21 protein-coding genes and 1 tRNA gene are annotated in these 25,787 nt (G+C 69.8%); 14 read left to right on the top strand and 8 right to left on the bottom strand.

Going from position 1 to position 25,787, the window contains the following annotated elements; translation table 11 throughout:
• Positions 1-167 precede the first annotated feature (167 nt).
• The 3 genes from G515_RS18980 (at position 168) to G515_RS0101415 (ending at position 5,854) form a co-directional block, all read left to right on the top strand.
• Positions 168-2,099 (top strand): ABC transporter ATP-binding protein, encoded by a 1,932-nt coding sequence (locus G515_RS18980; protein ID WP_084652918.1) that lies wholly within the window; start codon positions 168-170, stop codon positions 2,097-2,099.
• Positions 2,100-2,264: 165 nt separating this feature from the next.
• Positions 2,265-5,042 carry an aconitate hydratase AcnA gene (acnA, locus tag G515_RS0101420; protein ID WP_036553741.1) on the top strand — a complete coding sequence of 926 codons (2,778 nt, stop codon included), beginning with the start codon at positions 2,265-2,267 and terminating at the stop codon, positions 5,040-5,042.
• Positions 5,043-5,113: 71 nt separating this feature from the next.
• Entirely contained in the window at positions 5,114-5,854 is a 741-nt protein-coding gene (locus G515_RS0101415; RefSeq protein WP_245565130.1) for a sulfite exporter TauE/SafE family protein, read from the top strand.
• 64 nt (positions 5,855-5,918) lie between these two features.
• On the opposite strand, the gene G515_RS0101410 is transcribed toward G515_RS0101415, so the two are convergent.
• Positions 5,919-6,296 (bottom strand): VOC family protein, encoded by a 378-nt coding sequence (locus tag G515_RS0101410; protein ID WP_028658688.1) that lies wholly within the window; start codon positions 6,294-6,296, stop codon positions 5,919-5,921.
• A gap of 75 nt (positions 6,297-6,371) precedes the next feature.
• Here G515_RS0101410 and G515_RS0101405 point away from each other — a divergent pair, with 75 nt between their 5' ends.
• From G515_RS0101405 to G515_RS0101395, 3 genes are all read left to right on the top strand, one after another.
• The gene (locus G515_RS0101405; protein WP_028658687.1) at positions 6,372-6,959 is read left to right on the top strand and encodes a TIGR03086 family metal-binding protein; all 588 of its coding nucleotides are present in this window, start codon (positions 6,372-6,374) and stop codon (positions 6,957-6,959) included.
• A gap of 95 nt (positions 6,960-7,054) precedes the next feature.
• Positions 7,055-7,357 carry an MTH1187 family thiamine-binding protein gene (locus tag G515_RS0101400; protein WP_028658686.1) on the top strand — a complete coding sequence of 101 codons (303 nt, stop codon included), beginning with the start codon at positions 7,055-7,057 and terminating at the stop codon, positions 7,355-7,357.
• Between the two features lie 17 nt (positions 7,358-7,374).
• Entirely contained in the window at positions 7,375-7,782 is a 408-nt protein-coding gene (locus G515_RS0101395; RefSeq protein WP_028658685.1) for a YjbQ family protein, read from the top strand.
• A 12-nt stretch (positions 7,783-7,794) separates the two neighbouring features.
• Here G515_RS0101395 and G515_RS22400 read toward each other — a convergent pair whose 3' ends face one another.
• On the bottom strand, positions 7,795-8,403 hold the full coding sequence (locus tag G515_RS22400) for a DUF1707 SHOCT-like domain-containing protein (RefSeq protein ID WP_051217722.1): 609 nt from the start codon (positions 8,401-8,403) through the stop codon (positions 7,795-7,797).
• Between the two features lie 132 nt (positions 8,404-8,535).
• On the opposite strand from G515_RS22400, the gene G515_RS0101385 reads away from it, so the two are divergent.
• The 4 genes from G515_RS0101385 to G515_RS0101370 all read left to right on the top strand — a co-directional run bounded on the left by G515_RS0101385 (position 8,536) and on the right by G515_RS0101370 (position 12,786).
• Positions 8,536-9,531 (top strand): NAD(P)/FAD-dependent oxidoreductase, encoded by a 996-nt coding sequence (locus tag G515_RS0101385; protein WP_028658684.1) that lies wholly within the window; start codon positions 8,536-8,538, stop codon positions 9,529-9,531.
• Positions 9,532-9,637: 106 nt separating this feature from the next.
• Complete coding sequence (locus G515_RS18970; protein ID WP_084652916.1) at positions 9,638-10,969, top strand: glycosyltransferase family 4 protein; 1,332 nt, start codon at positions 9,638-9,640, stop codon at positions 10,967-10,969.
• Positions 10,956-11,678, top strand: a complete 723-nt coding sequence (locus G515_RS0101375) for a class I SAM-dependent methyltransferase (protein WP_028658683.1) — start codon at positions 10,956-10,958, stop codon at positions 11,676-11,678. The genes G515_RS18970 and G515_RS0101375 overlap by 14 nt, the downstream gene beginning before the upstream one ends.
• On the top strand, positions 11,668-12,786 hold the full coding sequence (locus G515_RS0101370) for a prenyltransferase (RefSeq protein ID WP_028658682.1): 1,119 nt from the start codon (positions 11,668-11,670) through the stop codon (positions 12,784-12,786). The genes G515_RS0101375 and G515_RS0101370 overlap by 11 nt, the downstream gene beginning before the upstream one ends.
• A 27-nt stretch (positions 12,787-12,813) precedes the next feature.
• Here the strand turns inward: G515_RS0101370 and G515_RS0101365 are convergent, their stop codons facing one another.
• Positions 12,814-13,461 carry a class I SAM-dependent methyltransferase gene (locus G515_RS0101365; RefSeq protein WP_245565128.1) on the bottom strand — a complete coding sequence of 216 codons (648 nt, stop codon included), beginning with the start codon at positions 13,459-13,461 and terminating at the stop codon, positions 12,814-12,816.
• Between the two features lie 73 nt (positions 13,462-13,534).
• A tRNA-Gly gene (locus G515_RS0101360) sits at positions 13,535-13,610 on the bottom strand.
• Positions 13,611-13,764: 154 nt separating this feature from the next.
• On the opposite strand from G515_RS0101360, the gene G515_RS18965 reads away from it, so the two are divergent.
• Positions 13,765-15,627, top strand: coding sequence for a pectate lyase (locus tag G515_RS18965; RefSeq protein WP_157570955.1), 1,863 nt, complete (start codon positions 13,765-13,767; stop codon positions 15,625-15,627).
• Positions 15,628-15,630: 3 nt separating this feature from the next.
• Here G515_RS18965 and G515_RS0101350 read toward each other — a convergent pair whose 3' ends face one another.
• Complete coding sequence (locus G515_RS0101350; protein WP_028658680.1) at positions 15,631-16,191, bottom strand: dihydrofolate reductase family protein; 561 nt, start codon at positions 16,189-16,191, stop codon at positions 15,631-15,633.
• Entirely contained in the window at positions 16,191-17,117 is a 927-nt protein-coding gene (locus G515_RS18960) for a helix-turn-helix domain-containing protein (protein WP_036553736.1), read from the bottom strand. Before G515_RS18960 ends, G515_RS0101350 begins: the two co-directional genes overlap by 1 nt.
• Before the next feature lie 156 nt (positions 17,118-17,273).
• On the opposite strand from G515_RS18960, the gene G515_RS0101340 reads away from it, so the two are divergent.
• The gene (locus G515_RS0101340) at positions 17,274-18,401 is read left to right on the top strand and encodes an EstA family serine hydrolase (RefSeq protein ID WP_028658679.1); all 1,128 of its coding nucleotides are present in this window, start codon (positions 17,274-17,276) and stop codon (positions 18,399-18,401) included.
• A gap of 114 nt (positions 18,402-18,515) precedes the next feature.
• Here the strand turns inward: G515_RS0101340 and G515_RS0101335 are convergent, their stop codons facing one another.
• Positions 18,516-20,204, bottom strand: a complete 1,689-nt coding sequence (locus tag G515_RS0101335) for a peroxidase family protein (protein WP_084652914.1) — start codon at positions 20,202-20,204, stop codon at positions 18,516-18,518.
• A 530-nt stretch (positions 20,205-20,734) separates the two neighbouring features.
• Between G515_RS0101335 and G515_RS18955 the strand changes: the two genes are divergently transcribed.
• Positions 20,735-24,508 (top strand): glycosyl hydrolase, encoded by a 3,774-nt coding sequence (locus tag G515_RS18955; RefSeq protein ID WP_211220916.1) that lies wholly within the window; start codon positions 20,735-20,737, stop codon positions 24,506-24,508.
• Between the two features lie 63 nt (positions 24,509-24,571).
• Here G515_RS18955 and G515_RS0101320 read toward each other — a convergent pair whose 3' ends face one another.
• On the bottom strand, positions 24,572-25,045 hold the full coding sequence (locus tag G515_RS0101320; RefSeq protein WP_028658676.1) for an SRPBCC family protein: 474 nt from the start codon (positions 25,043-25,045) through the stop codon (positions 24,572-24,574).
• A gap of 20 nt (positions 25,046-25,065) precedes the next feature.
• Here G515_RS0101320 and G515_RS18950 point away from each other — a divergent pair, with 20 nt between their 5' ends.
• Positions 25,066-25,722, top strand: coding sequence for a hemerythrin domain-containing protein (locus G515_RS18950; protein ID WP_211220915.1), 657 nt, complete (start codon positions 25,066-25,068; stop codon positions 25,720-25,722).
• Positions 25,723-25,787 lie beyond the last annotated feature (65 nt).

Here is a 25,787-nt window from a genome sequence, read left to right as displayed (position 1 = left end):
ACTTGCTCGGACGGCCGCTCGCGCCCGGGTAGGCCAGGCGACTGCGCCGATCGGATGCTCTGCCCGCGAGTCGGCGTACGAGCACGCCGACTCGGCGAGTCCTGCGGCTGCGACCGTGGCCGTTCGACCTTGACCTCAACAAAGCTTGAGGTTCTAGCGTCGGCCGCATGAGTATGGAGTCGGCGGCCTGGGGGCAGTTGTACCGGCAGTTGCACGCGCCCGAGGAACGGCGGCGGTTCACCCGGGCCACGGCCGGTCGGGTGGTGGGGTTCGCCCGACCGCACCGGGGCAAGCTCGTGGGCTTCCTGATCCTCAGCGTCGTCTCGGCGGCCCTAGCGGTGGCCACGCCGGTGCTGGCCGGCCGAGTGGTGAACGAGATCGTCGCGGGCTCGGCCGCTCGGGTCGTGGTGGGACTCGCGCTCCTGATCGCCCTGCTCGCGATCCTCGACGCCGGGATGGGGCTGGTGATCAGATGGCTCTCCTCCCGGATCGGCGAGGGCCTGATCCTGGACCTGCGTACGACGGTGTTCGACCACGTCCAGCGGATGCCGGTCGCGTTCTTCACCCGCGCCCACACCGGAGCCCTGGTGAGCCGGCTCAACAACGACGTGATCGGTGCCCAGCGCGCCTTCAGCGACACCCTCTCGGGGGTGGTCGCCAACCTGGTGACCCTGGTGTTGACGCTCGCGGTGATGGTCCAGATCTCGTGGCAGGTGACGCTGCTGTCGCTGGTGATGCTGCCGGTCTTCATGGTGCCGGCCAGGCGGATGGGCACCCGGCTCGCCGGCATCCAGCGGGAGGCCGCCGACCTCAACGCCGCGATGGGCACCCAGATGACCGAGCGGTTCTCGGCCCCGGGGGCCACCCTGGTCAAGCTGTTCGGACGTCCCGAGCATGAGTCGGCCGAGTTCGCCGCCCGGGCCCGCCGGGTGGCCGACATCGGCGTACGCACGGCGATGGCACAGACCACCTTCGTCACGTCCCTGATCCTGGTCTCGGGGCTCGCCGTGGCGCTGGTCTACGGGCTCGGTGGCTACTACGCCCTCGCCGGCCTGCTGGACGCCGGCTCCGTGGTCGCGCTCTCCCTGCTGTTGACCCAGCTCTACGCCCCGCTGACAGCCTTGGCCAGTGCCCGGGTCGAGGTGATGTCGGCGCTGGTGAGTTTCGAGCGCGTCTTCGAGGTGCTCGATCTCGAGCCGCTCATCACGGACCGGCCAGACGCCCGGATGCTCCCGGACGGGGTGATCGGTGTCGAGCTCGACGACGTCCGGTTCTCCTATCCGGCCGCGGCCCAGGTGTCCCTCGCCTCCCTCGAGGAGGTCGCCACCCTCGACGCCCGCGGTGGCCAGGAGGTCATCCACGGGATCTCGCTGCGGGTGCGGCCGGGCGAGATGGTGGCGCTGGTGGGTTCCTCCGGGGCGGGCAAGTCGACGCTCGCCCAGCTCGTGACCAGGCTCTACGACGTCGATGCGGGTGCCGTGCGGCTGGGCGGTGTCGACGTACGGGACCTCTCCTCGGCCGCGATCCGCGACGCGGTCGGCATGGTCACCCAGGACGGGCACCTGTTCCACGACACCATCCGGGCCAATCTCCGACTGGCCCGCCCGGAGGCCACCGATGACGAGCTGTGGGAGGCCCTGGAGCGGGCGCGGCTCAGGGAACTGGTGCGGACGCTCCCCGACGAGCTCGACACGGTCGTCGGGGAGCGGGGCTACCGGTTCTCCGGTGGGGAACGGCAGCGGCTGACGATCGCCCGGCTGTTGCTGAAGCAGCCCCGGGTGGTGCTGTTGGACGAGGCCACCGCTTCCTTGGACTCCACCTCGGAGCTCGCCGTCCAGGAGGCGCTGGGGGAGGCCCTCGCAGGTCGTACGGCGATCGTGATCGCGCACCGGCTCTCCACCGTGCGCGCCGCCGACCAGATCGCCGTGGTCGAGGAGGGGCGCGTGGTCGAGCAGGGCACGCACAGCGAACTGCTCGCCCTGCGCGGGCGTTACGCCGAGCTGTACCGGACCCAGGTGTGGGGGCCTTCCCCGCCGAGAGCATCCGCGACGTCGGCCGACGATGCGCCACCGCAGGAGCCGGACGAACTCGCCGGCTGAGGCCCCGCGTTTTCGGGGCCGACCTCGGCGTCATGTATCTTGATGTCGAGAGATATTCGAGCGACTTCCCGCGGGGCGACTTAGGTTTGCCTTCATTTCCGACCGCTGTGCGACGCGGCAGGATGGGAGGTCGACTGAACCTCACCGAGGACGCCCACCAAGGAGATGAACGCGTTGGCCAGTCAGGACAGCTTCGGTGCCAAGAGCACCCTGGACGTGGACGGCAAGTCCTACGAGATCTTCCGCCTCGATGCGGTCAAGGGCGAGGGGCTCGACGTCGCGTCGCTGCCCTACAGCCTGAAGGTGCTGCTCGAGAACCTGCTCCGCACCGAGGACGGCGCGGACATCACCGCCGAGGACATCAAGGCTCTGGCCGGCTGGGACGAGACCGCTCAGCCCAGCAAGGAGATCCAGTTCACCCCCGCGCGCGTGGTGATGCAGGACTTCACCGGCGTCCCCTGTGTCGTCGACCTCGCCACCATGCGTGAGGCGATGGCCGACCTCGGTGGCGACCCCGCCAAGATCAACCCTCTTGCCCCCGCAGAGATGGTCATCGACCACTCCGTGATCGCCGACGTCTTCGGCACCCCCGAGGCGTTCGAGCGCAACGTCGAGATCGAGTACGAGCGCAACCGCGAGCGTTACCAGTTCCTCCGCTGGGGCCAGGGCGCCTTCGACGACTTCAAGGTGGTCCCCCCGGGCACCGGCATCGTCCACCAGGTCAACATCGAGCACCTCGCGCGCACCATCTTCACCCGCGAGGTCGACGGGGTCCTCCAGGCCTACCCCGACACCTGCGTCGGCACCGACTCCCACACCACCATGGTCAACGGCATCGGCGTGGTCGGTTGGGGCGTCGGCGGCATCGAGGCCGAGGCCGCGCTGCTCAACCAGCCGGTCTCCATGCTGATCCCGCGGGTCGTGGGCTTCAAGCTGAACGGCGACCTCCCCGAGGGCTCCACCGCCACCGACCTGGTGCTCACCATCACCGAGATGCTGCGCAAGCACGGCGTGGTCGGCAAGTTCGTCGAGTTCTACGGCCCGGGCGTCTCCGCGCTGCCGCTGGCCAACCGCGCCACCATCGGCAACATGTCGCCCGAGTTCGGCTCCACCATCGCGGTCTTCCCGATCGACGAGGAGACCGTCAGCTACCTCAAGCTCACCGGCCGCTCCGAGGAGCAGCTCAAGCTGGTCGAGTCCTACGCCAAGCAGCAGGGCCTGTGGCACGACCCGAGCGCCGAGCCGCGCTTCTCCGAGAAGCTCGAGCTCGACCTGGCCACCGTCGTCCCCTCCATCGCCGGCCCCAAGCGTCCCCAGGACCGCATCGAGGTCACCTCCGCCAAGCCGAAGTGGCGCGACGACGTCCTCGCCTACGTCAGCAACGGCTCGGCCGACGAGGCCGGCGAGGAGTCCTTCCCGGCCTCCGACTCCCCGGCCGTGACCCCCGGTCGCCCCAGCCACCCGGCGCGGGTCAAGCTCGCCGACGGCACCGAGTTCACCCTCGACCACGGTGCGGTCACCATCGCGGCGATCACCTCCTGCACCAACACCTCCAACCCGTCGGTCATGATCGGTGCGGCGCTGCTGGCCAAGAAGGCGGTCGAGAAGGGCCTGGAGCGCAAGCCGTGGGTGAAGACCACGCTGGCGCCCGGCTCGCAGGTGGTCTCCGGCTACTACGAGAAGGCCGGCCTGACGCCGTACCTCGACAAGCTCGGCTTCAACCTGGTCGGCTACGGCTGCACCACCTGCATCGGCAACTCCGGCCCGCTCATCCCCGAGGTCTCGGCCGCGGTGCAGGAGAACGACCTCGCGGTCACCTCCGTGCTCTCGGGCAACCGGAACTTCGAGGGCCGGATCAACCCGGACGTGAAGATGAACTACCTGGCCTCCCCGCCGCTGGTGGTCGCCTACGCGCTGGCCGGCTCGATGGACGTCGACCTGTTCAACGACGCGCTCGGCACCGACACCGAGGGCAAGCCGGTCTACCTCAAGGACATCTGGCCGAGCCCGGCCGAGGTCGAGGCGGTCATCGCCGAGGCGATCACCACCGACATGTTCAACGAGGACTACGCCGACGTCTTCGCCGGTGACGAGCGCTGGCAGTCGCTGCCCACCCCCGAGGGCAACATCTTCGACTGGGACGACGCGTCGACCTACGTCCGGAAGGCGCCGTACTTCGAGGGCATGCCCGAGACCCCCTCGCCGGTGACCGACATCGAGGGCGCCCGGGTGCTGCTCAAGCTCGGCGACTCTGTGACCACCGACCACATCAGCCCGGCCGGTGCGATCAAGAAGGACTCGCCCGCGGGCAAGTACCTCTCCGAGCACGGCGTCGAGCACCGTGACTTCAACTCCTACGGTTCGCGCCGAGGCAACCACGAGGTCATGATCCGCGGCACCTTCGCCAACATCCGGCTGCGCAACCAGATCGCGCCCGGGACCGAGGGCGGCTTCACCCGCGACTTCACCCTCGCCGAGGGTGCGGACGCGCCCGTCACCGCGATCTACGACGCCTCGGTCAACTACCAGGACGCCGGCATCCCGCTGGTCGTGCTGGCGGGCAAGGAGTACGGCTCCGGCTCCTCGCGCGACTGGGCCGCCAAGGGCACCTCGCTGCTCGGCGTCAAGGCCGTCATCGCCGAGAGCTACGAGCGGATCCACCGCTCCAACCTGATCGGCATGGGCGTCATCCCGCTGCAGTTCCCCGAGGGACAGAGCGCCGACAGCCTCGGCCTGAACGGCGAGGAGACCTTCGCGATCGCGGGCATCACCGGGCTCAACGATGGCACCACGCCGAGCACCGTGGCGGTCACCGCGACCCGCGCCGACGGGTCCACCGTGGAGTTCGACGCCACCGTGCGGATCGACACCCCCGGTGAGGCGAACTACTACCGCAACGGCGGCATCATGCAGTACGTCCTGCGCAACCTGCTGCAGGGCTGATCACCACGACATCGTGTCCCCGCTCCCGTGCCTGCCCGGCACGGGAGCGGGGACACTGTCGCTGAACGGAGTTGACCAACCTGAGCATCCTGGGACTCAGCCTCCCGGCACTCATCACGGTGGCCCTGGCACTACTGGCCGGCGCCACCGTGCAGTCGTTGGTCGGACTCGGCCTGGGACTCGTCGCCGCCCCGGTGATCACCATGGTCGCCCCCGAGACCATGCCCGACGTGATGCTGTGGCTGGCGGTGACCTATCCGGTGCTCACCCTGGCCGGGGAGTCCCGGGACATCGACTGGCGCGGCCTGGCCTGGGCGCTGCCACCTCGCACCGTGGGCACGGTCGTCGGCGTGGGAGCGGTGGCGATGTTCACCGCCAGCCAGTTGGGGGTCGTGGTCGGGGCGATGGTGCTGGTCGCGGTGCTGCTGAGCTGGCGCACGGTCCGGGTGCCGCTCAATCCGGGCACCCTGATCGGTGCCGGCCTGATCTCGGGGATCGCCGGCACCGCCACCTCCATCGGCGGGCCGCCCCTGGCGATCCTCTACCAGCACCGTCCGCCCCGCGAGATCCGTACGACGCTGGCGGTCTACTTCATGATCGGGGCCGCGCTCTCGCTCGGTGCCCTGGGCCTGAGCGGACAGCTCGGCCGGGATCACTTCCTGCTCGCGGTCCTGCTATCCCCGTGCCTGCTCCTCGGAGCTCTGCTGAGCCGGTTCCTGCGCCCCAGGGTGTCCGACCGGCACGTCCGACCCGCTGTCCTGCTGGTCTGCGGGGGCTCGGCGCTGGTCCTCCTGGTCCGTAGCCTGATCTGAACGGCGGGCCCGACCGGTGCGCTGCGCGGGTCGGAAGTCAGCAGGTGCCGACGGGCCGGCTCCGTCAGGCGTCGTACGCCGTGGGGTGCCGGGGCTGGTAGAGCATCAGGTCGTCGGCCCCGGGCACCTGGAGCATGGCGCAGATCCCGAAGTCCCGGTCGATCGCGCCACCGTCGAAGACGGCACCGCGTCCCTCCAATTCGGCCATCGTCGACTCCAGGTCGTCGCACAGGAGCGAGATCTGGTGCTGGCGCGGGGTGGTGAACATCCGGCCGCCGTGCTCGCTGGAGGTCGGGTGGATGCCGAGCTCGCTGCCACCGGTGCCGAAGATCAGCCAGCCCTCGCCGGCATCGACGTGCCCGAGCCCGACCACGTCCCGGAGGAAGGCCCGGGTCGCCTCGGCGTCGTCGGAATAGATCAGGGTGTGGCAGCCAACGATCATGGGCCGAGGCTACTCCGACGGGGGCCCGGAAGGTGGCGATGGCCGATCAACGACATCCCTGGAACACTGCTGAGGATGGACCAGCAGGGCATCCCGGATCTCGGATCAGCCGGCGCGACGCTGAGCGGCGTCGTACGTGCGACACCGGAGGCGGCACTCGACGCGCCGACGCCGTGCGCCGAGTGGTCGGTGCGCGACCTGCTCGCCCACATCGACGGTCTTCTGCTCGCTTTCCGAGCGGCCGCTGACAAGGACCTCGGCCCGCTCACCGACACTGATCCCGCTGCGGCCGCGCTCACCCTCGCCGACGGGTGGCTGGAGCGGATTCCGGCCCGGGTCGAGGAGCTGGTGGCGGCCTGGCGTTCTCCCGAGGCCTGGTCGGGAGCCACCCGGGCGGGCGGCGTGGATCTGCCCGGAGAGGTCGCCGGGCTGGTCGCCCTCGACGAGATGGTGCTGCACGGATGGGACCTTGCCCGGGCCATCGGTGCTCCCTTCGCCGTCGACGGGGCCACGGCCGAGGCCGTCCACGCCTTCGCCGCGGCCACCGCCGCGGAGGAGTCCCCGATCTTCGCCGCGCCGGTCGCGGTCCCCGACACCGCGGACATCCTGACCCGCGCGGTGGGGCTGGCCGGGCGCGACCCGGACTGGTCGCCGCCCGGGTGAGCCGGATCGGTCGTCACCCCCCCGGTAGGGTCGGCCCCTGACCGATCGACCGACCCGCCCGGTCGATCCCCGACCTCGTACGGATGGAGTCGCGCATGCTCGTCGCGTTCTCAGTAGCACCCAGTGGCACCGCTGGAGAGGACGGTTCGGTCGCCGACGCCGTCGCAGCAGCAGTCCGGGTGGTGCGCGAGTCCGGGCTGCCGCACGAGACCAACGCCATGTTCACGAACCTGGAGGGGGAGTGGGACGAGGTGATGGGGGTGGTCAAGCGGGCCGTGGAGGCAGTGGCGGAGACCTCGCCCCGGGTGAGCCTGGTGCTCAAGGCCGACATCAGACCCGGCTTCACCGGTCAGCTCACCGCCAAGGTCGAGCGGATCGACCAGGCCCTGGCGGACTGACCCCTATCCTGGCCGGGATGCACTCCGAGACCAGGACCTACCGCACCGGCGACCGCGAGGTCGTGCTCGACCTGACCGAGGATCTGCGCGATTTCGTCGCGGGTCTCGGGGACGGGTTGGCCCAGCTCTTCGTGCCCCACGCGACCGCGGGACTCGCCATCCTCGAGACCGGTGCGGGAAGTGACGACGACCTGCTCGCCGCGCTCGGCGATCTGCTGCCGGCCGACGACCGATGGCGGCACCGGCATGGCAGCCGCGGGCACGGGCGCTCGCACGTGATGCCCGCGCTGATCCCGCCGTACGCCACCGTGCCGGTGCTCGAGGGGGACTTGATGCTGGGCACCTGGCAGAGCGTCTGCCTGGTCGACCTGAACGTCGACAACCACACCCGCGAGGTGCGCTTCAGCTTCCTGACCGGAGGATGACCGCCGGGCCTCTCACCGCGGCGCGTCGTCGCCCCCGTCGCCGCGCTCGTCCCTCTCCCTGTCCCTGTCCCTGCCCTCGGGATCGTCGGAGGTGCGCTTTCGACGATCCCGCTCCCGCCGGAGCTCCCGTTGCTGGTGGCGCTGGAGGGAGGAGACCTTCTTCTCCACGATGTCCTCGCGCCGGATCACGGTGGAGATCAGGTGGGCGCCGGTGCCGAGGATGATGAACGCGGGCCAGAAGAATCCGCCGGCCATGGTGAGGGACCAGATCACGAGGCAGACAAGGCTGGGGAGGAGGAACCCGCCCAGCGCCTCCTGCCGTTCGCGGCGGTAGGCGGCCTCGGCCTGGGTGCGGAGGGCCGGCAGCGCGGCGGCTCGCGTGAGCGCGGCAGGAGAGCCCACCGGCAGGAGGTCGGCGACCAGCGGAGGCAGCTCGCCGAGGGTGACCGCGGCCAGGGCGCGGTCGACCCGCTCGCCGTGCTCCTCCGCACTGAGCCGCCCGTCGGCGTACGCCTCGTCGAGCTGGGCGGTGACCTGGGCGCGGTCGGTGTCGGCGGCGCGAAGCCGGGCGTTCTCGGAGATCCGCGGGTCGGCCCGGAACCCGCCCCAGAAGTCGCTCACGCCGACAGCTTAGGCATTCCGTCGTCGGGTTGTGAGGCCAGCGAGGTCGACGGCCCGCGCCGAGACTCGAACGCGGACGCTCTGGACGTGTCGGAGGTTGAGACGTGGCTCACGTACGGGCAGGATCGCTGCGTGAGCGACCCCACGAATGTCATCGACGTCGACCTGCTGATCGTGGGCGCCGGGCCCACCGGCCTGTTCGCCACCTACTACGCCGGCTTCCGCGGGATGTCGGTCGCGGTGGTGGACTCGCTGCCGGAACTCGGTGGGCAGATCACCGCGATGTATCCCGAGAAGCAGATCCTCGACGTCGCTGGATTCCCCACGATCAAGGGCCGCGACCTGGTCTCGGGGCTGGTCGAGCAGGCCGCCACGGCCAAGCCGACCTACTTGCTGGAGCGGACGGCGACCCTGCTCGACCACCGGGTCGATCACGTGCGGGTCACCTTCGACGACGGCGGCGTGGTCGATGCCAAGGCCCTGCTCATCACGGCCGGCATCGGCACCTTCCACCCGCGCCCGCTGCCGGCGGCCGAGGACTGGGTGGGGCACGGGGTGGAGTTCTTCGTCCCCAGCTTCGAGCCGTACGTCGGCAAGGACGTGCTCGTGGTGGGCGGCGGCGATTCCGCCTTCGACTGGGCCCTGCATCTCGAGCCGGTCGCGAAGTCGGTCACGCTGGTGCATCGGCGCGATGCGTTCCGGGCGCACGAGCGGACGGTGGCCCAGGCCAGGGAGAGCTCGGTGGAGATCCTCACCAGGGCTCAGGTGCGCGAACTGCGAGGCACCGACGGGACCACCGACCACCTCAGCGAGGCCCTCCTCGAGGTCGACGGCGAGGAGGTGATCCACCCGACCCAGGCGGTCGTCGCTGCGCTCGGGTTCATCGCCGACCTCGGGCCGCTGCAGAGCTGGGGGATCGAGGTGGCCAAGCGCCACATCGTGGTCGACCAGGCGATGCGCACCAGCCTGCCGCGGGTCTTCGCGGCCGGCGACGTCACCGACTACCCCGGCAAGGTCCGGCTGATAGCGGTGGGCTTCGGTGAGGCGGCCACCGCGATCAACAACGCCGCGGTGGCGATCGACCCGCACGCCCACGTCTTCCCGGGGCACTCCAGCGAAGGCACCTGATCCTGGCGCCGGCATTCAGGCGCGCGGGGCGGACGGGGTCTGTAGGGTTACCGCCGAGTCGGGCTCCCACTGGTGGCAGCACCCCGAGCGCAGTGAAAGGCGTCAGATGCGGATCGCGTTGCTGTCCTACCGGAGCAAGCCCCATGTCGGTGGTCAGGGCGTCTACGTCCGGCACCTGAGCCGCGAGCTGGTCCGACTGGGCCACACCGTGGAGGTGTTCTCCGGGCAGCCCTACCCGGAGCTCGACGAGGGGGTCCGGCTGACCCCGCTGCCGAGCCTGGACCTGTACGCCGACCCGAATCCGTTTCGCAACCCGAAGCTCGCGGAGTTCCGCGACCTGCTGGACGTCGAGGAGTGGGCGATCATGCGCTCGGGCGGCTTCCCGGAGCCGCGCACCTTCGCCCGCCGGGCGCTACGCACGCTCGCCGGGCGGCTGGGCGAGTTCGACATCGTGCACGACAACCAGACCCTGGGCACCGCGATCCCGGAGGTGACGGCGCTCGGCTTCCCGCTCATCACGACGATCCACCACCCGATCAGCTTCGACCGACGCATCGAACTCGCAGCGGCGCCCACCTGGCGCAAGCGGTTCGGGGTCTGGCGGTGGTACGGCTTCGTGCGGATGCAGCAGCGGGTCGCCCGCCGACTGCGCTGGATCCTGACCCCCTCGGAGACCTCGAAGCGCGACATCGTCCGTGAGTTCGGCGTGGAGCCGGACCGGATCAGGCCCATCCTGCTGGGGGTGGCCCCCGAGTTCGTACCGCCGACGGCGCCGCGTGTGCCCGGTCGGATCCTGGCGATGGCCAGTGCGGACGCACCGCTCAAGGGGATCGGCACCCTGCTGGAGGCGTTCGCCAAGCTGCGCACCGAACGCGACGTCCACCTGGTCCTGGTGGCGCGGCCCAAGCCCGGCGGGGTCACCGAACAGCTCATCGACCGGCTCGACCTCGCCGGCCACGTCAGCTTCGTGCACGGGCTCACCGACTCCGAGCTGGTCGAGCTGATGGGCAGCGCCGAACTCGCCTGCGTGCCGTCCCTCTACGAGGGCTTCTCCCTCCCGACCGCCGAGCTGATGGCCTGCGCGACGCCGCTCGTCGTCTCGCGTGCGGGTGCGATCCCCGAGGTCACCGGTCCCGACGGCGACTGCGCCGACCTGGTCACCCCCGGTGACGTGGGAGAGCTCGAGCAGGCCCTGGCCGCGCTGCTCGACGACCCGCAGCGACGTGCCCGGTACGGCGCCGCCGGCCGCCGCCGCGTCGAGGAGCTGTTCAGCTGGGAGGCGGTCGCCAGGCAGGTCGTCTCGGTCTACGAGCAGGCCATCGCCGACCACCACGCCAGGCTGCCGGTCCCGACGTACCGATCCAGCCACCCCATCCCCGATCCAGCCATCGATCCCGACACCGATCCCACTGAGGAGAGCCATCGTGCTGACCGTTGACTTCGACCGCCTCGGCCTCCAGGCCGGGGACCGCGTCCTCGACATGGGCTGCGGCGCCGGTCGGCACGCCTTCGAGATGTACCGTCGCGGCGCCGACGTCGTCGCCTTCGACCAGGACGGCGACGAGCTCGCGAAGGTGCAGGAGTGGTTCTGGGCGATGGACGAGGGCGGCGAGGTCCCGGCGGGGGCCACCGCGGAGACCAAGGAGGGCGACGCCCTCGCCCTGCCCTTCGCGGACGGCGAGTTCGACCGGATCGTGGCCGCCGAGGTGCTCGAGCACATCCCCGCCGACATCCAGGCGATCGAGGAGCTGGCACGGGTGCTGCGGCCGGGCGGCACGATGGCGGTGTCGGTGCCGCGCTGGTTCCCGGAGATCGTCAACTGGAAGCTCTCCGAGGACTACCACAACGTCGAGGGCGGGCACATCCGGATCTACACCGCCGAGGAGCTGACCGACAAGGTCACCAAGCGCGGCCTGGTCTTCGAGGGACGCGACTACGCGCACGGGCTGCACTCGCCGTACTGGTGGCTCAAGTGCGCCGTGGGGGTGGAGAACACCGAACACCCGCTGCCGAAGGCCTATCACAAGCTGCTGGTGTGGGAGATCGTCGAGCAGCCCGCCGTGCTGCGCTGGGCCGGCAAGGTCCTCGATCCGCTGATCGGGAAGAGCATGGTGCTCTACTTCCGCAAGCCGGCCGATGCCCGCTGAGGCATCGCGGCTCCCGTACGTCGACGGCGTACTCGGGCCGCATCAGGTCGCCGCGACCGCCCGCTCCATCCTGTCCGCCCAGGAGGGTTCCGGCGCCATTCCGTGGGTGCCGGGGCAGCACGCCGACATCTGGAACCATGTCGAGGCCGCGATGGGCCTGCTCGCCGGCGGCGAGGTGGAGGCCGCCGAGCACGCCTACCTGTGGGTGCCGCGGCACCAGCGTGCGGACGGCTCGTGGCCGGCCACGATCGTGCGCGACCGGGTCGAGGACTCCCGCGGCGAGACCAACATGTCGGCGTACTTCGCCGTGGGGCTGTGGCACCACTGGCTGATCCGGGGCGATCGGAGGTTCGTGGAGCGGCTGTGGCCCAGCGTGCGGGCAGGGCTGTCCTGGGTGGTGGACCAGCAGGTCGGCTTCGGCGGGATCCAGTGGACCCCTCAGGACGAGTTCTGCCTGCTCTCCGGCAACTCCTCGATCTACCAGGCGCTGCGTGCCGGAGTGGCACTGGCAGAGCTGGTCGACGAGCCCCAGCCCGAGTGGGAGCTGGCCGGCGGACGGCTCGGGCACGCCCTGCGCGAGCACCGCGACCTGTTCGCCGACAAGTCGAGCTACTCGATGGACTGGTACTACCCGGTCCTCGGCGGCGCGGTCACGGGCAGTGCGGGCACGGGGCTGATCGCGGACCGCTGGGAGCGGTTCGTGGTGCCCGGACTGGGGGCCCGCTGCGTGGACACCAATCCGTGGGTCACCGGGGCGGAGACCTGCGAGCTCGCCATGTCCCTGGACAACCTCGGCGACCATGCCCGTGCCCTCCGCCTGCTCGCGGAGATGCAGCACCTGCGGCACGCCGAGGGCGGCTACTGGACCGGCTGGGTCTACGACGACCCCGACTACCCCAACGACAACCCCGACGCCTACTGGCCCGAGGAGCACTCCACCTTCACGGCCGCCGCGGTGATCCTCGCCGCCGACGCCCTGGGGGAGTGGTACGGCGCCGCCACGCCCGGTTCCGGGATCATGCGCGGCACGTCCTTGGCCCGGCCCTTCAGCGAGCTCGCACTCGAGTGCGGGTGTGCCTGGGACGCCGAGGTCCCGGCCGGTCGTTAGGTCCCGCCTCCCGATCCGGCGACTCGGCTAGCCGGTGCCGGCCTCGCCGGCGACCCGGCGGAGCACCCGCATCGAGCCGAGCGCCTCGACCTCCTCGAAGTCGCCGGCGAGGGCGGGCAGGTAGATCTGCTCGTACGGCGGCCGACCGCCGTCCGCGGGGTCGGGGAAGACGTCGTGGATCACGAGCAGACCGCCCCGCATCACCCACGGCGACCAGCCGAGGTAGTCCTGCCGCGCCGGCTCGACGCCATGGCCGCCGTCGATGAAAAGCAGCGAGAGCGGGGTGCGCCAGTGCGCGCTCACGCTGCTGCTCCGCCCGACGACGGCGACCACGTGCTGCTCGAGGCCGGCGCCGGCCAGCGTGCGGCGGAAGACCGGGAGCGTGTCCATCAGACCCGTCTCGGGGTCGACCAGGGTGGGGTCGTGGTGCTCCCAGCCGGCCTGGTTCTCCTCCGAACCCCGGTGATGGTCGACGGTGAACGCGATCCCGCCGGCCTCCCTGACCGCCCCGCCGAGGTAGACCGCGGACTTGCCGCAATAGGTGCCGACCTCGAGGACCGGGCCGAGCGGCAGCCGGGCCACGGCGTACTCGAAGAGCAGCTCGCCCTCCTCTGGCGGCATGAACCCGGTGGCCTCGAGCGCATGGGGGAGCAGATCTGCGGGCAGCTGAGGCACGACCGAAGTCTGCCAGAGGGCCGTCGAAGCAGCAGGGCCGCCCGGGAAGGTATCCCGGGCGGCCCTGAGCGGATGGAGCGGACGACGAGGCTCGAACTCGCGACCTCAACCTTGGCAAGGTTGCGCTCTACCAACTGAGCTACGTCCGCACGATGTCTCGGGCCGGTGGGCCCTGGCGACTGCGAAAACATAGGTCAGTCGCCGGAGGACGGTCAAATCGACCGCATGGTTGCCCGAGAGGGTATGGCACGAGAGGCAAGTGGTATTGGCTCGGCATCGCGCGGGTGCATCAGGGTGGCTCGCATGAGTCGTGACACACATCACAGTCCGCGCCCTGAGTTCCCGGCCCGCGGAGGCCTCGCCGCCGCTGCCCTGAGTCGTCGACGGGTGGTGCAGGTGGCCGCCGGCACCTCGCTGGCCGGTGCTGCCGGGGTGGCCGCCGGTCTCGCCCCGGTCGGAACGGCGAGCGCCGCGGCGACGCCGGGCCGCGTGGACCCCGTGCGGGACACCATCCGGCGGACCGCGGTGTTCTTGGACGAGAAGCTGTCCTACCGGGGCGGCTACGTCTGGAGCTACCTGCCCGACCTCTCCACGACCTGGGGCGAGATGGAGGCCCGGCGCACGATGTGCTGGATCCAGCCGCCCGGCACGCCGTCCGTCGGGCACGCTCTGCTCGATGCCTTCCACGCGACCGGGGACAAGCGGCTCTACCAGGCCGCCCGGCGTACCGGCCACGCGCTCGCTCGCGCGCAGCGCTCCGAGGGCGGATGGAACTACATCCACGACTTCCGCGGCGAGCGGGCCCTCCGGGAGTGGTACGAGACGATCGGGATCAACGGCTGGCGGTTGGAGGAGTTCCAGCACCTCTACGACAACTCCACCTTCGACGACGCCGCCACCTCCACCTCGGCCCAACTGATCCTGCGGCTGCACCTGATCAATCCCTTCGATCCCGTGCTGGCCCGGTCGCTGTACAAGGCGATCGCGTTCGTGGTCGCCTCCCAGTTCCGGGGCGGGGTGGGCGATGGCGGCTGGCCGCAGCGGTGGCCGGCCGACCCCAACGCGACCAAGGAGATGCCGTGGCCGGAGACGTTGCCGTCCTGGCTCCCCGGCGACGCACGGCACGGGATGGAGGACGGCGACTACACCCAGCACGTCACCTTCAACGACAACGTGCTGGGGGAGAACATCAAGTTCCTCCTGATGTGCGTCATCTCGCTGGGCCGGCACGACCTGATCGCGCCGGTGCGCCGCGCGATGGAGTGCGTGCGCCGGATGCAGCAGCCGGCCCCCCAGGCGGGTTGGGGACTGCAGCACCTCCGGTTCGACCGTGGTGACCGGCGGGCGGGTGCGGTGGCCGCCGGGCGCTCCTACGAGCCGCGCGCCCTGACCACTCACACCACCCAGACCAACGTCGAGCAGCTGTTCAAGTACACCCAGCTCACCGGTGACCGGTCCTTCCTGGACGGCGTCCCCGCGGCGATCGAGTGGCTGGAGAGTTGCCGGCTGAGCGCGCAACAGAAGGCCGACAACCCGCTGATCGCGAGCCGCAGTCACCCGACGTACGTCGAGGAGGGCACCAACAAGGGCCTCTTCGTGCACCGGTTCGGCTCCAACATCAACAACGGCGCCTACTACTACGACTACGACCACACCCGGACGCTGAGTCACTACTCCGCCGGGCGGAGTGTCAACACCGGTGCACTGCGCAGCGAGTACGACCGGTTGATGGCGTTGAGCGACCAGCAGCTCGAGGACCTCCGGGCCCGCTCACCGCTGACCCGTGGCCGACGCTACGGCCTGCCGACCTACTTCTCCCTGCGCGACCTCGACCTGCTCGACCTGCAGCGCGGCGCGACCCAGCAGATCAGCGCGCCGTCCGCGGCCGCGGTCGACGCGATCGTGGCCGAGGTGGCCGACAAGCCGTACTGGCTCTCTCCGGCCGAGGCGGTCACCAACCCGTTCCGGGGTGACGGCCCCACCGCGCCGTACGACGGCATGGCCTACATGAGCAAGCACGTCGGCGACGTCTACGACACCTCGCCCTACTCCGCCGACCAGCCGCCGGAGGTGGCGCCGTACCAGCCGCAGGAGCCGCCGCTGGTGATCAGCACCAGCACCTTCGTGGCGAAGCTGGGCACGCTGATCTCCCACCTCGCGCAGTAGCGGTCACCACCGGCCCGGGCCCACCACCCGGTACCGGGAGGCGACGAACGCGCCGTTGCGGGCCGTCTCGACCAGGGCCAGGTCGAGACGGCGCGGGAGCAGCGGCCGACCGGCTCCGAGCGTGACCGGTGCGGTGTAGGTGATGACCTCGTCGAGCAGACCGGCGTCCGCGAACTGTCCGGCGAGGTCGCCACCGCCCACCACCCACACGTCCTTGCCGCCGGCGGCGCCGACCATCTCCTCGTGAAGCGACCGCACGTCGCCGGAGGCGAACCGGATGTCCTTGCCCGGCACGGGTCGCAGGGTGCGGCTGGTCATCACCCAGGCCGGCATGTCGTAGGGCCAGGCCGAGCCGGTCTCCTCGACCACCTCGGAGCTGTGGGCCAACACCCACTCGTACGTCGTCGACCCCATCACCATGGCGCCGATGTCGCGGATGAACTCCTCGTAGTTCAGCGGCCCAGCCTCGTCCTGCTCCTGGACGAAGAGCCAGGCCAGCGAGTCGTCGGGGTCGGCGAGGTAGCCGTCCAGCGTGGTGGCGGTGTAGAAGACGAGTTTCGGCATCAGGACGCTCCCTGTGTGGGTTTCGTGTCCTCGCCGCGTAGGTTGCGCAGCCAGGTGATCGGGTCGCCGTCGCCGGGGTCCACCCCGGCGTCGCGGAGCAGGTGGCGGGCGAGCTGGCGGCGGTGGGCGGCGTACGTCAGGACGTGGGCGATCACGCTGCTCATCACGAAGCTCTCCGGCGGGTCGCAGAGCGCGTCGACGAGGCGGTCGTCCCAGGCTCCGCGCCGGTCGAGGTCACGGACGAGGGCGAGCCACCGGGCAGCGGCTGCCTCGTGCCGGTCGAACAGGGCCGCCGCGTCGGCGTACACGTCCCGGGGTGGCTGGTCGGCACCCTCGATCGCCGCCAGCCAGACCTCCTTGGTGTAGACGTGGTGCTCGAGGACGTCGGCGACCGACTCCTCTGTGCCCTCCCAGGAGGTGACGGTGGCGCCCGCGAGCCGCGTCCTGCGGAACGCGTCGGGGCTGAGCCCCTTCGCCAGGCTCAGCAGGGACCGGGTGTCGTCGAGGTCGTGCGTGACGAGCTGTTCGGTCAGGGGGTTCATCGTGCCCTCCGTGGTGTGCACCCACAGCGACATCGGTGGGTGGAAGTGGATCCCGTTCGGGGCGGGCAGCCAATGCCCGGCGGCCGGCGTGCTCGGCGGGTGGCCGAACGCCCTGGAGAAGGCCCGGCCGAAGCCTTCGATGGACTCATAGCCCGCCTCCCAGGCCGTGTCCGTGACGCTGGTGCCGCTGCTCAACCGCCAGGCGGCCCGCTCCAACATCACCCGCCGCCGCATGGCGACCGGCGCCTCGCCGGCGTCACGGGAGAGTTGACGGCTGAAGTGGTACGGCGAGCTGTAGGCCTCTCCGGCCATCCTGGCCAGGGAGTCGTTGCGCTCGTCGAGGACGGCGTCGAGAAGTTCGCGGAGGCGATCGCGACCGGTCATGGCATCCAGTCTGGCCCGGCCTCCCGCGCGGCGCCCGACCGTTCTTGCGCACCCGCCTCCGGTGAGGCTTCCACGGGTTCGAAACGGCCGCTAGGTTGCTCGCGAGAGAGCTGATCCGGTCGGCGGCGCCAGCGTGGGCGCCGGGATGGAGGAGACATGGCAGTGGTCCAGGGCAACTACGACTCGAAGTTCGCGAAGGTCGCCGAGGCGGCCGGGGAGATGCTCGACAACGGGGAGGATCTGGGCAGTTCGGTCACCGTGCTCCTGGAGGGCCGGCCGGTCGTCGACATCTGGGGCGGGTTCGCCGAGGAGGGTCGGCCCTGGGAGCGCGACACCATCACCAACGTGTGGTCCACGACCAAGACCATGACCGCCTTGTGCCTGCTGATCCTGATCGACCGCGGCCACGTCGACCCGGACGCACCGGTGGCGACGTACTGGCCGGAGTTCGCCGCGAACGGCAAGGACGGCGTCTTGGTGTGGCATCTGATGTCGCACGCGTCCGGGGTCTCCGGATGGGCCCAGCCCGTCACGATGAGCGACCTCTACGACTGGGAGAAATCGACCGGCATGCTGGCGGCCCAGGCCCCGTGGTGGGAGCCGGGCACCGCGATGGGCTATCACGCCCTCAACTACGGGCACCTGATCGGTGAAGTGGTACGACGGGTGACCGGCCGGTCCCTGGGCCGGTTCTTCGCCGACGAGGTGGCCGGGCCGCTGGGTGCGGACTTCCACATCGGCCTCCCGGAGTCGGAGTTCGCCCGGATCGCGCCGGTGATCCCGCCGCCCCCGTTGCCGCTGCCCGAGGGGACCGACCCCGAGAGCATCGTGATGAAGACCTTCGGCGGCCCGCCGGCCCAGGCCGAGGCCTCGTGGACCACGCCGTGGCGTACCGCCGAGATCGGTGCGGCCAACGGCCACGGCAACGCCCGCTCGGTGGCCCGCGCCCAGGCGGTGATCGCCAACGGTGGTGAGGTCGACGGCGTCCGGCTGCTCTCCAAGGACACCCTGGACCTGGTCTTCGAGGAGCGGATCGCGGGGATCGACCAGGTGCTGGGTGTGGACCTGCGCTTCGGCCTGGGCTACTGCCTGCAGGCCGACGCCCAGCCCTACATCCCCACCGGTCGGGTCGGCTTCTGGGGTGGCTGGGGCGGCTCGGCGATCATCAACGACGCGGACCGCAACCTCACCATCAGCTACATGATGAACAAGATGTCCGGCGGACTGGTCGGCAGCCGTGCCACCGAGGCGATCGTGACCGCCGTGTACGCCGCGCTCGGCTGATCACCGGCCGGTGCCGCCGGCGGGTCGGGCCCGCAGGCCGGCCCACCCCGGCTGAGTTCGATCTCCACCGATTCCACCTACTGCGCGCCACCGTCGGGGCGCGCAGTAGGTGCTTCAGTCGCCCAGCGGGGCGAGCAGCTCCTCCTTGTTCTCGAATGCGAAGACCAGCAGATCGGTCATGCGGAATCGGTTCGCCACCTGTCCGAGCAGGGGACGGAAGTCGTCGCTGCGCACGATCGAGTGGGTGCTGCCCTCCATCGCCCGGTGGAACGTCTCGGCGACGATCCGACCCCCGACGCCGGTGAGTCGGCCGTTGTTCAGCTCCGCCTCGCGCAGCACGTAGAACCACAGCGGCGTGTTGGTCAGGAAGGTCGATCGTTCGGCCGGCGTGAGGCTCGACAGGACGGCGCCGTCGGCGCCGTCGCGCAGCTGCGCGGTGGTCAGCTCGGTGACGTTCACCCCGCGGGCTCGCATCAGGTCGACCATCTGCTGCCCGCTGGCGAGGCGGAGCATCGAGGCCCGGGCGAGGTTGCGGAAGGCGAGGTTCGCCTGGATCTTGCCCGCGTCACCCGGCTTGCCGCCGAAGGTGCCCAGCGGAAGATCGGAGAGCGGGTCGGCCATGCTGGTGTCGATCCGCCTGGCCAGGTTGAACTCGCCGCGCGGGGGGTTGAGATCCGGCCGGTCGATCTGGCTGAACCGGTAGAGGCGGCGCCAGTCGGCGATCCAGTTGCTCGGCAGCGTCGGGAACCCGCCGAGGTCGCCGCCGGTGCGGGAGAAGGCGAAGAGCAGGCCCAGCGAGCCGCTGCCGCTCGGGAACTCGGCGTTCCAGTCGTAGGCCTCGCGGATCATCGAGTGACCCAGCCGGAAGGCGGCCACCGAGAACTCCACCGGCATGGTCGGCATGCTGAACGGATCGGCGCCGACCTCGAAGACCTTGCGCCCGCGGGTGAAGACATCGGTGATGATCGCAGGGTCGACGATCCTCGGCAGGTAGTCGCTCTTCAGCATCCACTGGTAGTGCAGGACCGCCCGCCGGCGTGCCCGCCGGAAGCGTTCGCCGGCTGGGAGGGCGTTGGGCAGGCCGTCGACGATCCGGTTGTGGAACCGGATGAAGGCCGCGTGGTGCTGGGCGACCGCGAGATTCTCGTCGTTGCGCGCGTCGGCGATGTTCGCCCGTCTGGGGGCCTGGCCCGCCCCGACCCGAGGTACGTCGAAGCCGACTCGGGCACGCAACCGACCACTGCCCAGCCTGGTCGTGGTGCCGACCTTGAGGTGGACCCGGTCGTCCTCGTAGAGCCGTCGCGACCCCTCGTCGGCAGGACCGAACCCGTAGACGGAGTCCAGGTCGAGCGTGGGGGAGCGCCCCTGGAGGAGTTCGGCCGGCGAGATCGCCTCACCGAGCTCCACCGTGGTGGTGGCGTCGAAGGTGAGGTCGTGGTCGACGAACTGGCCCAGGTAGGTGTACCCGGCCGGGATCGTGCCGTCCCGGCGCGGACCGTCGACCATCGCCCTGGCCACCTTGCTGTTGATGCCTCGGGAGAGACGCCGTCCGCGCGGTCCCATCCTGGAGAACCGGAAGGCCGGTGCTGCCGCTCGCGGGGTCGGGGCGGCGAGCACGACGGGCGCGCTGTCGGACAGGCCGGTGCCGTCGAACGTGCCCTCGCCCTCGATGTGGAACTTCTCGCGGGCGTGGTGGGTGTGCCCGCTGGGCGGACCGGACGGGTCCTTCTCCGGAACCGGGTCGGGTCCGCTGCGCGGTCCTGGCACGGCTGGCGTGGTCGTGGGCGTGCTGGTGGTCGTCATGGTCTTCCCCCCGATCGGGCGGTGCGAACCGGATGACACGCACCGCGGGCGGCCGGCTCCCGGCGCGCTCGACCTCAAGGAGCGCACAGCGGTTGTCGACGTACACGATCAGGACACCGAGTCCGAGCCGCTCGCGGCAATCGAGCGCGGACCAATCCCCACAATTGAGGGCGCGGCGGTGCCCGCGGGGCCTCTCGCCGGAAGCTGCGGTCGGGCAAGCGCCGAGGCGCTGACCTGCTGGCCGATACCGGACGTCGGCCTTGTGACGGACCTCACCAGACCCTAGCCTGAGCGCGACTTGAAACGAATCACTGACATATCGCGATGGGGCCGATCTGAATCCCGGTCCCGTTGAAGAGGGGATCGGGATGACTGGTTCGAGAAGACGAGCGACCAGGGCCGCGGTGTGGACGGTGTCCTCGGCGCTCGCGCTGACGCTGGTGGGCGCGACGCCGGCCCTGGCCGACGGGACTCGCTCACAGCCCGACCGGGCTGCGCCGCAGAGCAGCGCGACGGACTCTCCACGGACCGTGTCCTCGCCCTTCGGCGAGCAATTGGAGAACAAGTACGTCGACCCCGACCGCGTGTTCAGCACCGATGTCCGCTGGTGGATCGGCGACGCCTCACACACCGACGAGACGCTCCTCCAGCAGATCCAGCAGTTGTACGACGCCGGATTCCGGGGCGTGGAGCTGTGCATGCAGGACGACAGCGCTGCGCCGGACGAGACCTACGCCTACGGCTCCGCGATGTGGACGCACAAGTGGAACCTGATGATGAACAAGCTCCTCGACCTGGGGATGAGCGTCTACCTGACCTCCGGCACCAACTGGGCGACCTCGAACGTGCCCGGCCTGGATCCCACCAGCCAGGCGGCGATGCAGAACCTCACCCTCGGCACCGGCACGGTCGGGGCGGGGGAGAGCCTGGACCGGCTCCCCGTCCCCGACGACGACTCCAGGCACGAGGGTGCCCGACTGGTCACGGCGTACGCGTACCGCGTGGTCGATGGCGACACCGTCGACCCGGACAGCTTCATCGACCTCGGCGACGAGGTGACGCAGGGCGCGGATGCGTGGGAGCAGCGGCTCGACTGGACCGCTCCGGACGACGGCGCCTACCGCGTCTTCGGCATCTGGACCCAGGGGACCTTCCAAACCTCCGAGCCGTCGGCGGAGCCGGCGTACACGACCAACTACTTCGACGAGCGGGGAGTCGAGGCGCTCAAGGATTTCTGGGAGCACCACTACCTGAGCGACCCGGAGATCGCCGCGAAGATCGCGGACGGCGACGTCCAGTTGTTCATGGACTCCTTGGAGATCCACCCCGGTGGCGGCAGCGAGTTCGAGGGGCCGGTCTCCCAGCAGGCCCAGTTCACCTTCTGGTCCGAGGACATGGCCGAGGAGTTCGAGAAGCGCAAGGGTTACGACATCACGCCGTACCTCTTCCTCATCCGAGGCACCAAGGCCAACGTGTACGACCCCTACCACGACGTCTCCAAGACCGGGCTCTACAAGCTGGACGGCGACGAGCAACGTCGTGAGCGGATCATCAACGACTTCCAGGACGTGCAGACCCAGCTCTACCGGGAGCGGATGCTGCAGCCCCTGAAGAAGTGGCTGAACTCGGTCGGCATCGAGACCCGCGCCCAGATCTCCTACGGCAAGCCCTTCGAGATCTCCGAGCCGGCGATGGACGTCGACTACCCGGAGGCCGAGAACTTCAACCAGTACAACCAGGTCGACATCTTCCGGCTGTGGACCGGCGCCGCGAAGCTGGAGAACAAGGTGCTCTCCACCGAGACCGGCGCCCAGATGCCGGCCTACAGCGGGACCGCGCAGAAGAACCTGCAGGACGCGTACGCCGCGTACGCGGCAGGCTTCCAGCGGGTGATCTGGCACGTGTGGGCGGCCGACTACGGTTACGGCAACCACGACTGGCCGGGTTATGTGCCCTTCGGGTTCGGCGGTCAGGCCTTGCCCGGATTCTTCCGGTACTTCGGCGACAGCAACCCGGACGCACGCGACTACGACGAGTTCAACGCGCACCTCGGACGCGTGCAACAACTGCTGCAGACGGGCGAGGCACGGACCGACGTCGGGTTCGTCAATCAGAACTGGTTCCAGGGCGTGCGCTTCGGGGGCGGCACGGGGTCCGACAACTCGGCGATGAACTGGCAGCTCGCCCACCAGGGCGTCTACTACCGCTCGACCGAACTGCAGGACAACGGGTACACCTACGACTACTTCAGCCCGCGGTTCCTCTTCGATGACGACGTCCGCTTCGACAAGCGGACCGGGACCATCGAGAAGTCCGGCTACAAGGCGATCGTGCTCTACCAGGACTGGCTCGATCTGGAGGCGGCCAAGCGGATCCGCAAGTGGGCCGCGCAGGGGCTCAAGGTCGTCGTCCTCGAGGACGCCGGCTCCCACACCCCGTTCAACGACGGCCAGGACCGCAAACTGGCCAAGGTCATGGACCGGTTGAAGCGACTGGACACGGTCCGGACGGCTTCGGTGGCCGACATGCCGGCGGGCGGCTACTTCAGCAGCGATCCGGGAGGGTACGACGACGACGTCCTCGAGCAGCTGCAGGACCTCGGGGTCGAGCCCTACAGCGGGTACGCCGAGCCGAACCTCCAGCTCCTGACCCAGACCCGAGAGGACGCGGACGGTAACCAGTACGTCTTCGCCTACAACTACGACGACGGGTCCTACCAGGACAAGTCGCACAAGGAGAGCGTGCGCAACGCCGAGATCGGCGACAGCATCCAGACCGACATCGTTCAGGACGGCGAGTACGTGCCGTACTCGATCGATGCCTGGACGGGTGAGGTCACCGAGCTGGCCGACTACCGGTGGGAGAACGGTAGGACGATCGTCCCGGTGGACATCGACTACAACAACATCGAGTTGCTCGCCTTCGAGAAGGTGGACGAGGAGCCGTTGCACGTCGCCTCGACGAACGGGGAGTCGGCGTTCACGACCGCTGACGGTGTGATCGTCCGGACCGGTCGGAGCGGCCAGGTGACCACCGAGCTGAGCGACGGCCAGACCCACCGCGACGACGTGACGGTGCCGGCGCCGTACGACATCACCGCCTGGGACCTCACCGTCGACTCCTGGCGCCCGAACACGGAGGCGGGCGACCTCGTCCGGTCCGAGACCATCGACGGGGTGACCACGGAGAACCGGAAGACGTCGACCGAGATCACCCCCATCGACGTCCACCTGGACGAGCTGAAGCCCTGGGACGAGATCCCCGAGGTCGGCCGGGCGGTCTCGGGCACCGGCCACTACGAGGCGACCTTCGACTGGGACTCCGAGTCGGCCAGCGGTGCCTACCTCGACTTCGGCAAGGATCTCGAGTCGACGATGGAGGTGCGGATCAACGGCAGGAAGGTCGGCGGCGAGGTCTCCACCAATCCGACCAAAGTGCGAAGGGACGTCGGCGGCACCGTCGACGACGGCACCGGGAAGCAGGTCCCGCTGGTGGGCGATGACCTGTACACCGGCGGAGTCGACTGGACCGATCCCACCGTGGACGTGAGCGACTACCTGGTCGAGGGAGAGAACGAGATCACCATCGACTACAGCTCGGTGCTGGCCAACGTCCAGCTGGACCGTGGGGTCGTCGAGCCCACCGAGAACCGTGGTGGCTGGTGGGGCTACGACGCGGAGTACCTCAGCTTCGGTCCGCAGCAGGCCCGGCTGGTCCCGTTCGTGGACGTGGCGTACGGCGAGGACTCCGAGCGTCCTGAGGCGAAGTTGGTCTCTCCGGCGACCCGCGGCCCGTTCCAGGAGCTGGCCGTGCAGGTGGACGCGACCGATGACCGAGGGCTAACGAGGATCGTCGCGAACATCTACCAGGGTACGAAGCTGGTCAAATCCACCCAGTCCGCGGCGAACGGTGCGAGGTCGGCCTCGCACCGGGCGACCGTCACGCTGCCCTCGGGCGACTACACGGTGAGGTACAACGCCCAGGACGAGGCTGGCAACGTGTCCAGGACCGGCTCGTTCGATGTCACCGTGGACGCCACCAAGCCGAAGGCGACGATCAAGGACGGGGACCAGTTCACGGTCCGCACCGGCGAGAGCTACGACCGGATCTCGTTCAAGCTCTTCGACGCCGGCAGGATCGACAGGGTCGAACTGAACGGCGTGACCAAGGATCTGGTCGACGACACCTGGTCGGACCTGAACGCGATCACGCCGAGGACCTTCGGCTCGGTGAAGGGTCTCAACACCCTCGTCGTCCACGACGTCGCGGGCAACACCGAGACCTACACCTTCATCCTCAACTGACTCACCGCCTCCCGAGGCCCGATCCGCAGCGCGGGTCGGGCCTCGGCCGTACCCGCCCCTGCACTACACCCCGCCGAGCACGTCGGGGTCCTCGCAGGCCCCGGCGAAGGCGGCGATCCGGGCCCGGATCTCACGGCCCAGCAGCCAGCGTCCTATCCGGTCGCTGAGCGGTGCCAGCCACGCGGGGCGGGCCGACCAGGTGTACTTCCATACGGCCCGAGTCCCGGCCACGCCCTGCCGGGCCTCGGGGGTGAAGCGCCAGCCGCCGCCGAAGGTCCCGAAGAACCACGGTCCCATCTCCATCGTCATGCCGACCGAGGTCGGTGGGCGGTAGGCGACGTACCGGCTGATCATCCGCGGCCCGAGGCGCGCCTTGGTGAGCGTCCGCACCCCCTTGCCCGGCCGGTCGGCATCGATCAGGTGCTGATATCGGATGAACGGGTCCCACCTCAGGCGGATCTCGCCGGTCGTCTGGGAGACGGCGAACGCCGTGTCAGGCGGGACCGACACCCATACCTCGGCAGTGACCTGGGGCATGCCTAAAGGATGCCGTGCGCGTGGTCAACTTACTTGACCTGCTCGACGGCTTGGCCCAGCGGATCGCCCCGCCGCGACATCGCCCCGACCAGCAGCCATACAGTGGTCGCACACTTCGTCCGCAACGAACGGGAGGCGGCAACGTGGCCGACGTCATCGACCTGATACTCAAGGATCACACGTGGTTCCGCGAGCAGTTCGCCGAGCTCGACCGACTCCGCGCAGTCGAGCAACCCGACCTCGACGCCATCGGCGCGGTCTGGTCCGCTCTGGCTACCAAGCTCGACCTCCACGCGGATGCGGAAGAGGAGATCTTCTACCCACAGCTCCTCCGGTTGGGAGAGGAGGACCCGCAGGAGGAGACTCTCGACGCCATCGGCGACCACAACGACATCCGCGATGGCGTGGCAGCCGCAGCACAGAAGAAGGTGGGCTCCGACGCCTGGTGGGATGCCGTGCACCAAGCTCGAGAAGCCAACGACGAACACATGGGCGAGGAGGAGCACGAAGGACTGGCAGACATGCGTCTGCACGCTCCCGCCGCGCTCATCGAGGAGCTCGGCCGAGCGTGGACGATCTACTTCGCCCAGCATGACGGCACCACGACTGATGGTGTCGACACCTCGGACAAGGACCCCGAGCAGTACGTCGCCGAGCACTCCACCGATCGACGCTAGCCACTGGGTGCGTCAATGTGGGACATGTCTGTCCCATCTGGCTCTGAAATGAACTCCGCCCCTGA

It is taken from the genome of Nocardioides insulae DSM 17944, from assembly GCF_000422825.1.
Taxonomy (GTDB): domain Bacteria; phylum Actinomycetota; class Actinomycetes; order Propionibacteriales; family Nocardioidaceae; genus Nocardioides; species Nocardioides insulae.
The sequence above is the reverse complement of the archived record's forward strand: the minus strand, read 5'-3'. Positions and strand labels throughout refer to the sequence as shown.

Excerpts from the sequence above, each read along its gene's own strand:
- G515_RS0101320 (WP_028658676.1), bottom strand. The coding sequence starts at position 25,045 with ATGCCCCAGGTCACTGCCGAGGTATGGGTGTCGGTCCCGCCTGACACG.
- G515_RS0101350 (WP_028658680.1), bottom strand. The coding sequence starts at position 16,191 with ATGCCGAAACTCGTCTTCTACACCGCCACCACGCTGGACGGCTACCTC.
- G515_RS18965 (WP_157570955.1), top strand. The coding sequence starts at position 13,765 with ATGAGTCGTGACACACATCACAGTCCGCGCCCTGAGTTCCCGGCCCGC.
- G515_RS18970 (WP_084652916.1), top strand. The coding sequence starts at position 9,638 with ATGCGGATCGCGTTGCTGTCCTACCGGAGCAAGCCCCATGTCGGTGGT.
- G515_RS0101410 (WP_028658688.1), bottom strand. The coding sequence starts at position 6,296 with ATGATCGTTGGCTGCCACACCCTGATCTATTCCGACGACGCCGAGGCG.
- G515_RS18960 (WP_036553736.1), bottom strand. The coding sequence starts at position 17,117 with ATGACCGGTCGCGATCGCCTCCGCGAACTTCTCGACGCCGTCCTCGAC.
- G515_RS0101370 (WP_028658682.1), top strand. The coding sequence starts at position 11,668 with ATGCCCGCTGAGGCATCGCGGCTCCCGTACGTCGACGGCGTACTCGGG.
- acnA (WP_036553741.1), top strand. The coding sequence starts at position 2,265 with ATGAACGCGTTGGCCAGTCAGGACAGCTTCGGTGCCAAGAGCACCCTG.
- G515_RS0101335 (WP_084652914.1), bottom strand. The coding sequence starts at position 20,204 with ATGACGACCACCAGCACGCCCACGACCACGCCAGCCGTGCCAGGACCG.
- G515_RS0101405 (WP_028658687.1), top strand. The coding sequence starts at position 6,372 with ATGGACCAGCAGGGCATCCCGGATCTCGGATCAGCCGGCGCGACGCTG.
- G515_RS18980 (WP_084652918.1), top strand. The coding sequence starts at position 168 with ATGAGTATGGAGTCGGCGGCCTGGGGGCAGTTGTACCGGCAGTTGCAC.
- G515_RS0101395 (WP_028658685.1), top strand. The coding sequence starts at position 7,375 with ATGCACTCCGAGACCAGGACCTACCGCACCGGCGACCGCGAGGTCGTG.
- G515_RS0101400 (WP_028658686.1), top strand. The coding sequence starts at position 7,055 with ATGCTCGTCGCGTTCTCAGTAGCACCCAGTGGCACCGCTGGAGAGGAC.
- G515_RS0101340 (WP_028658679.1), top strand. The coding sequence starts at position 17,274 with ATGGCAGTGGTCCAGGGCAACTACGACTCGAAGTTCGCGAAGGTCGCC.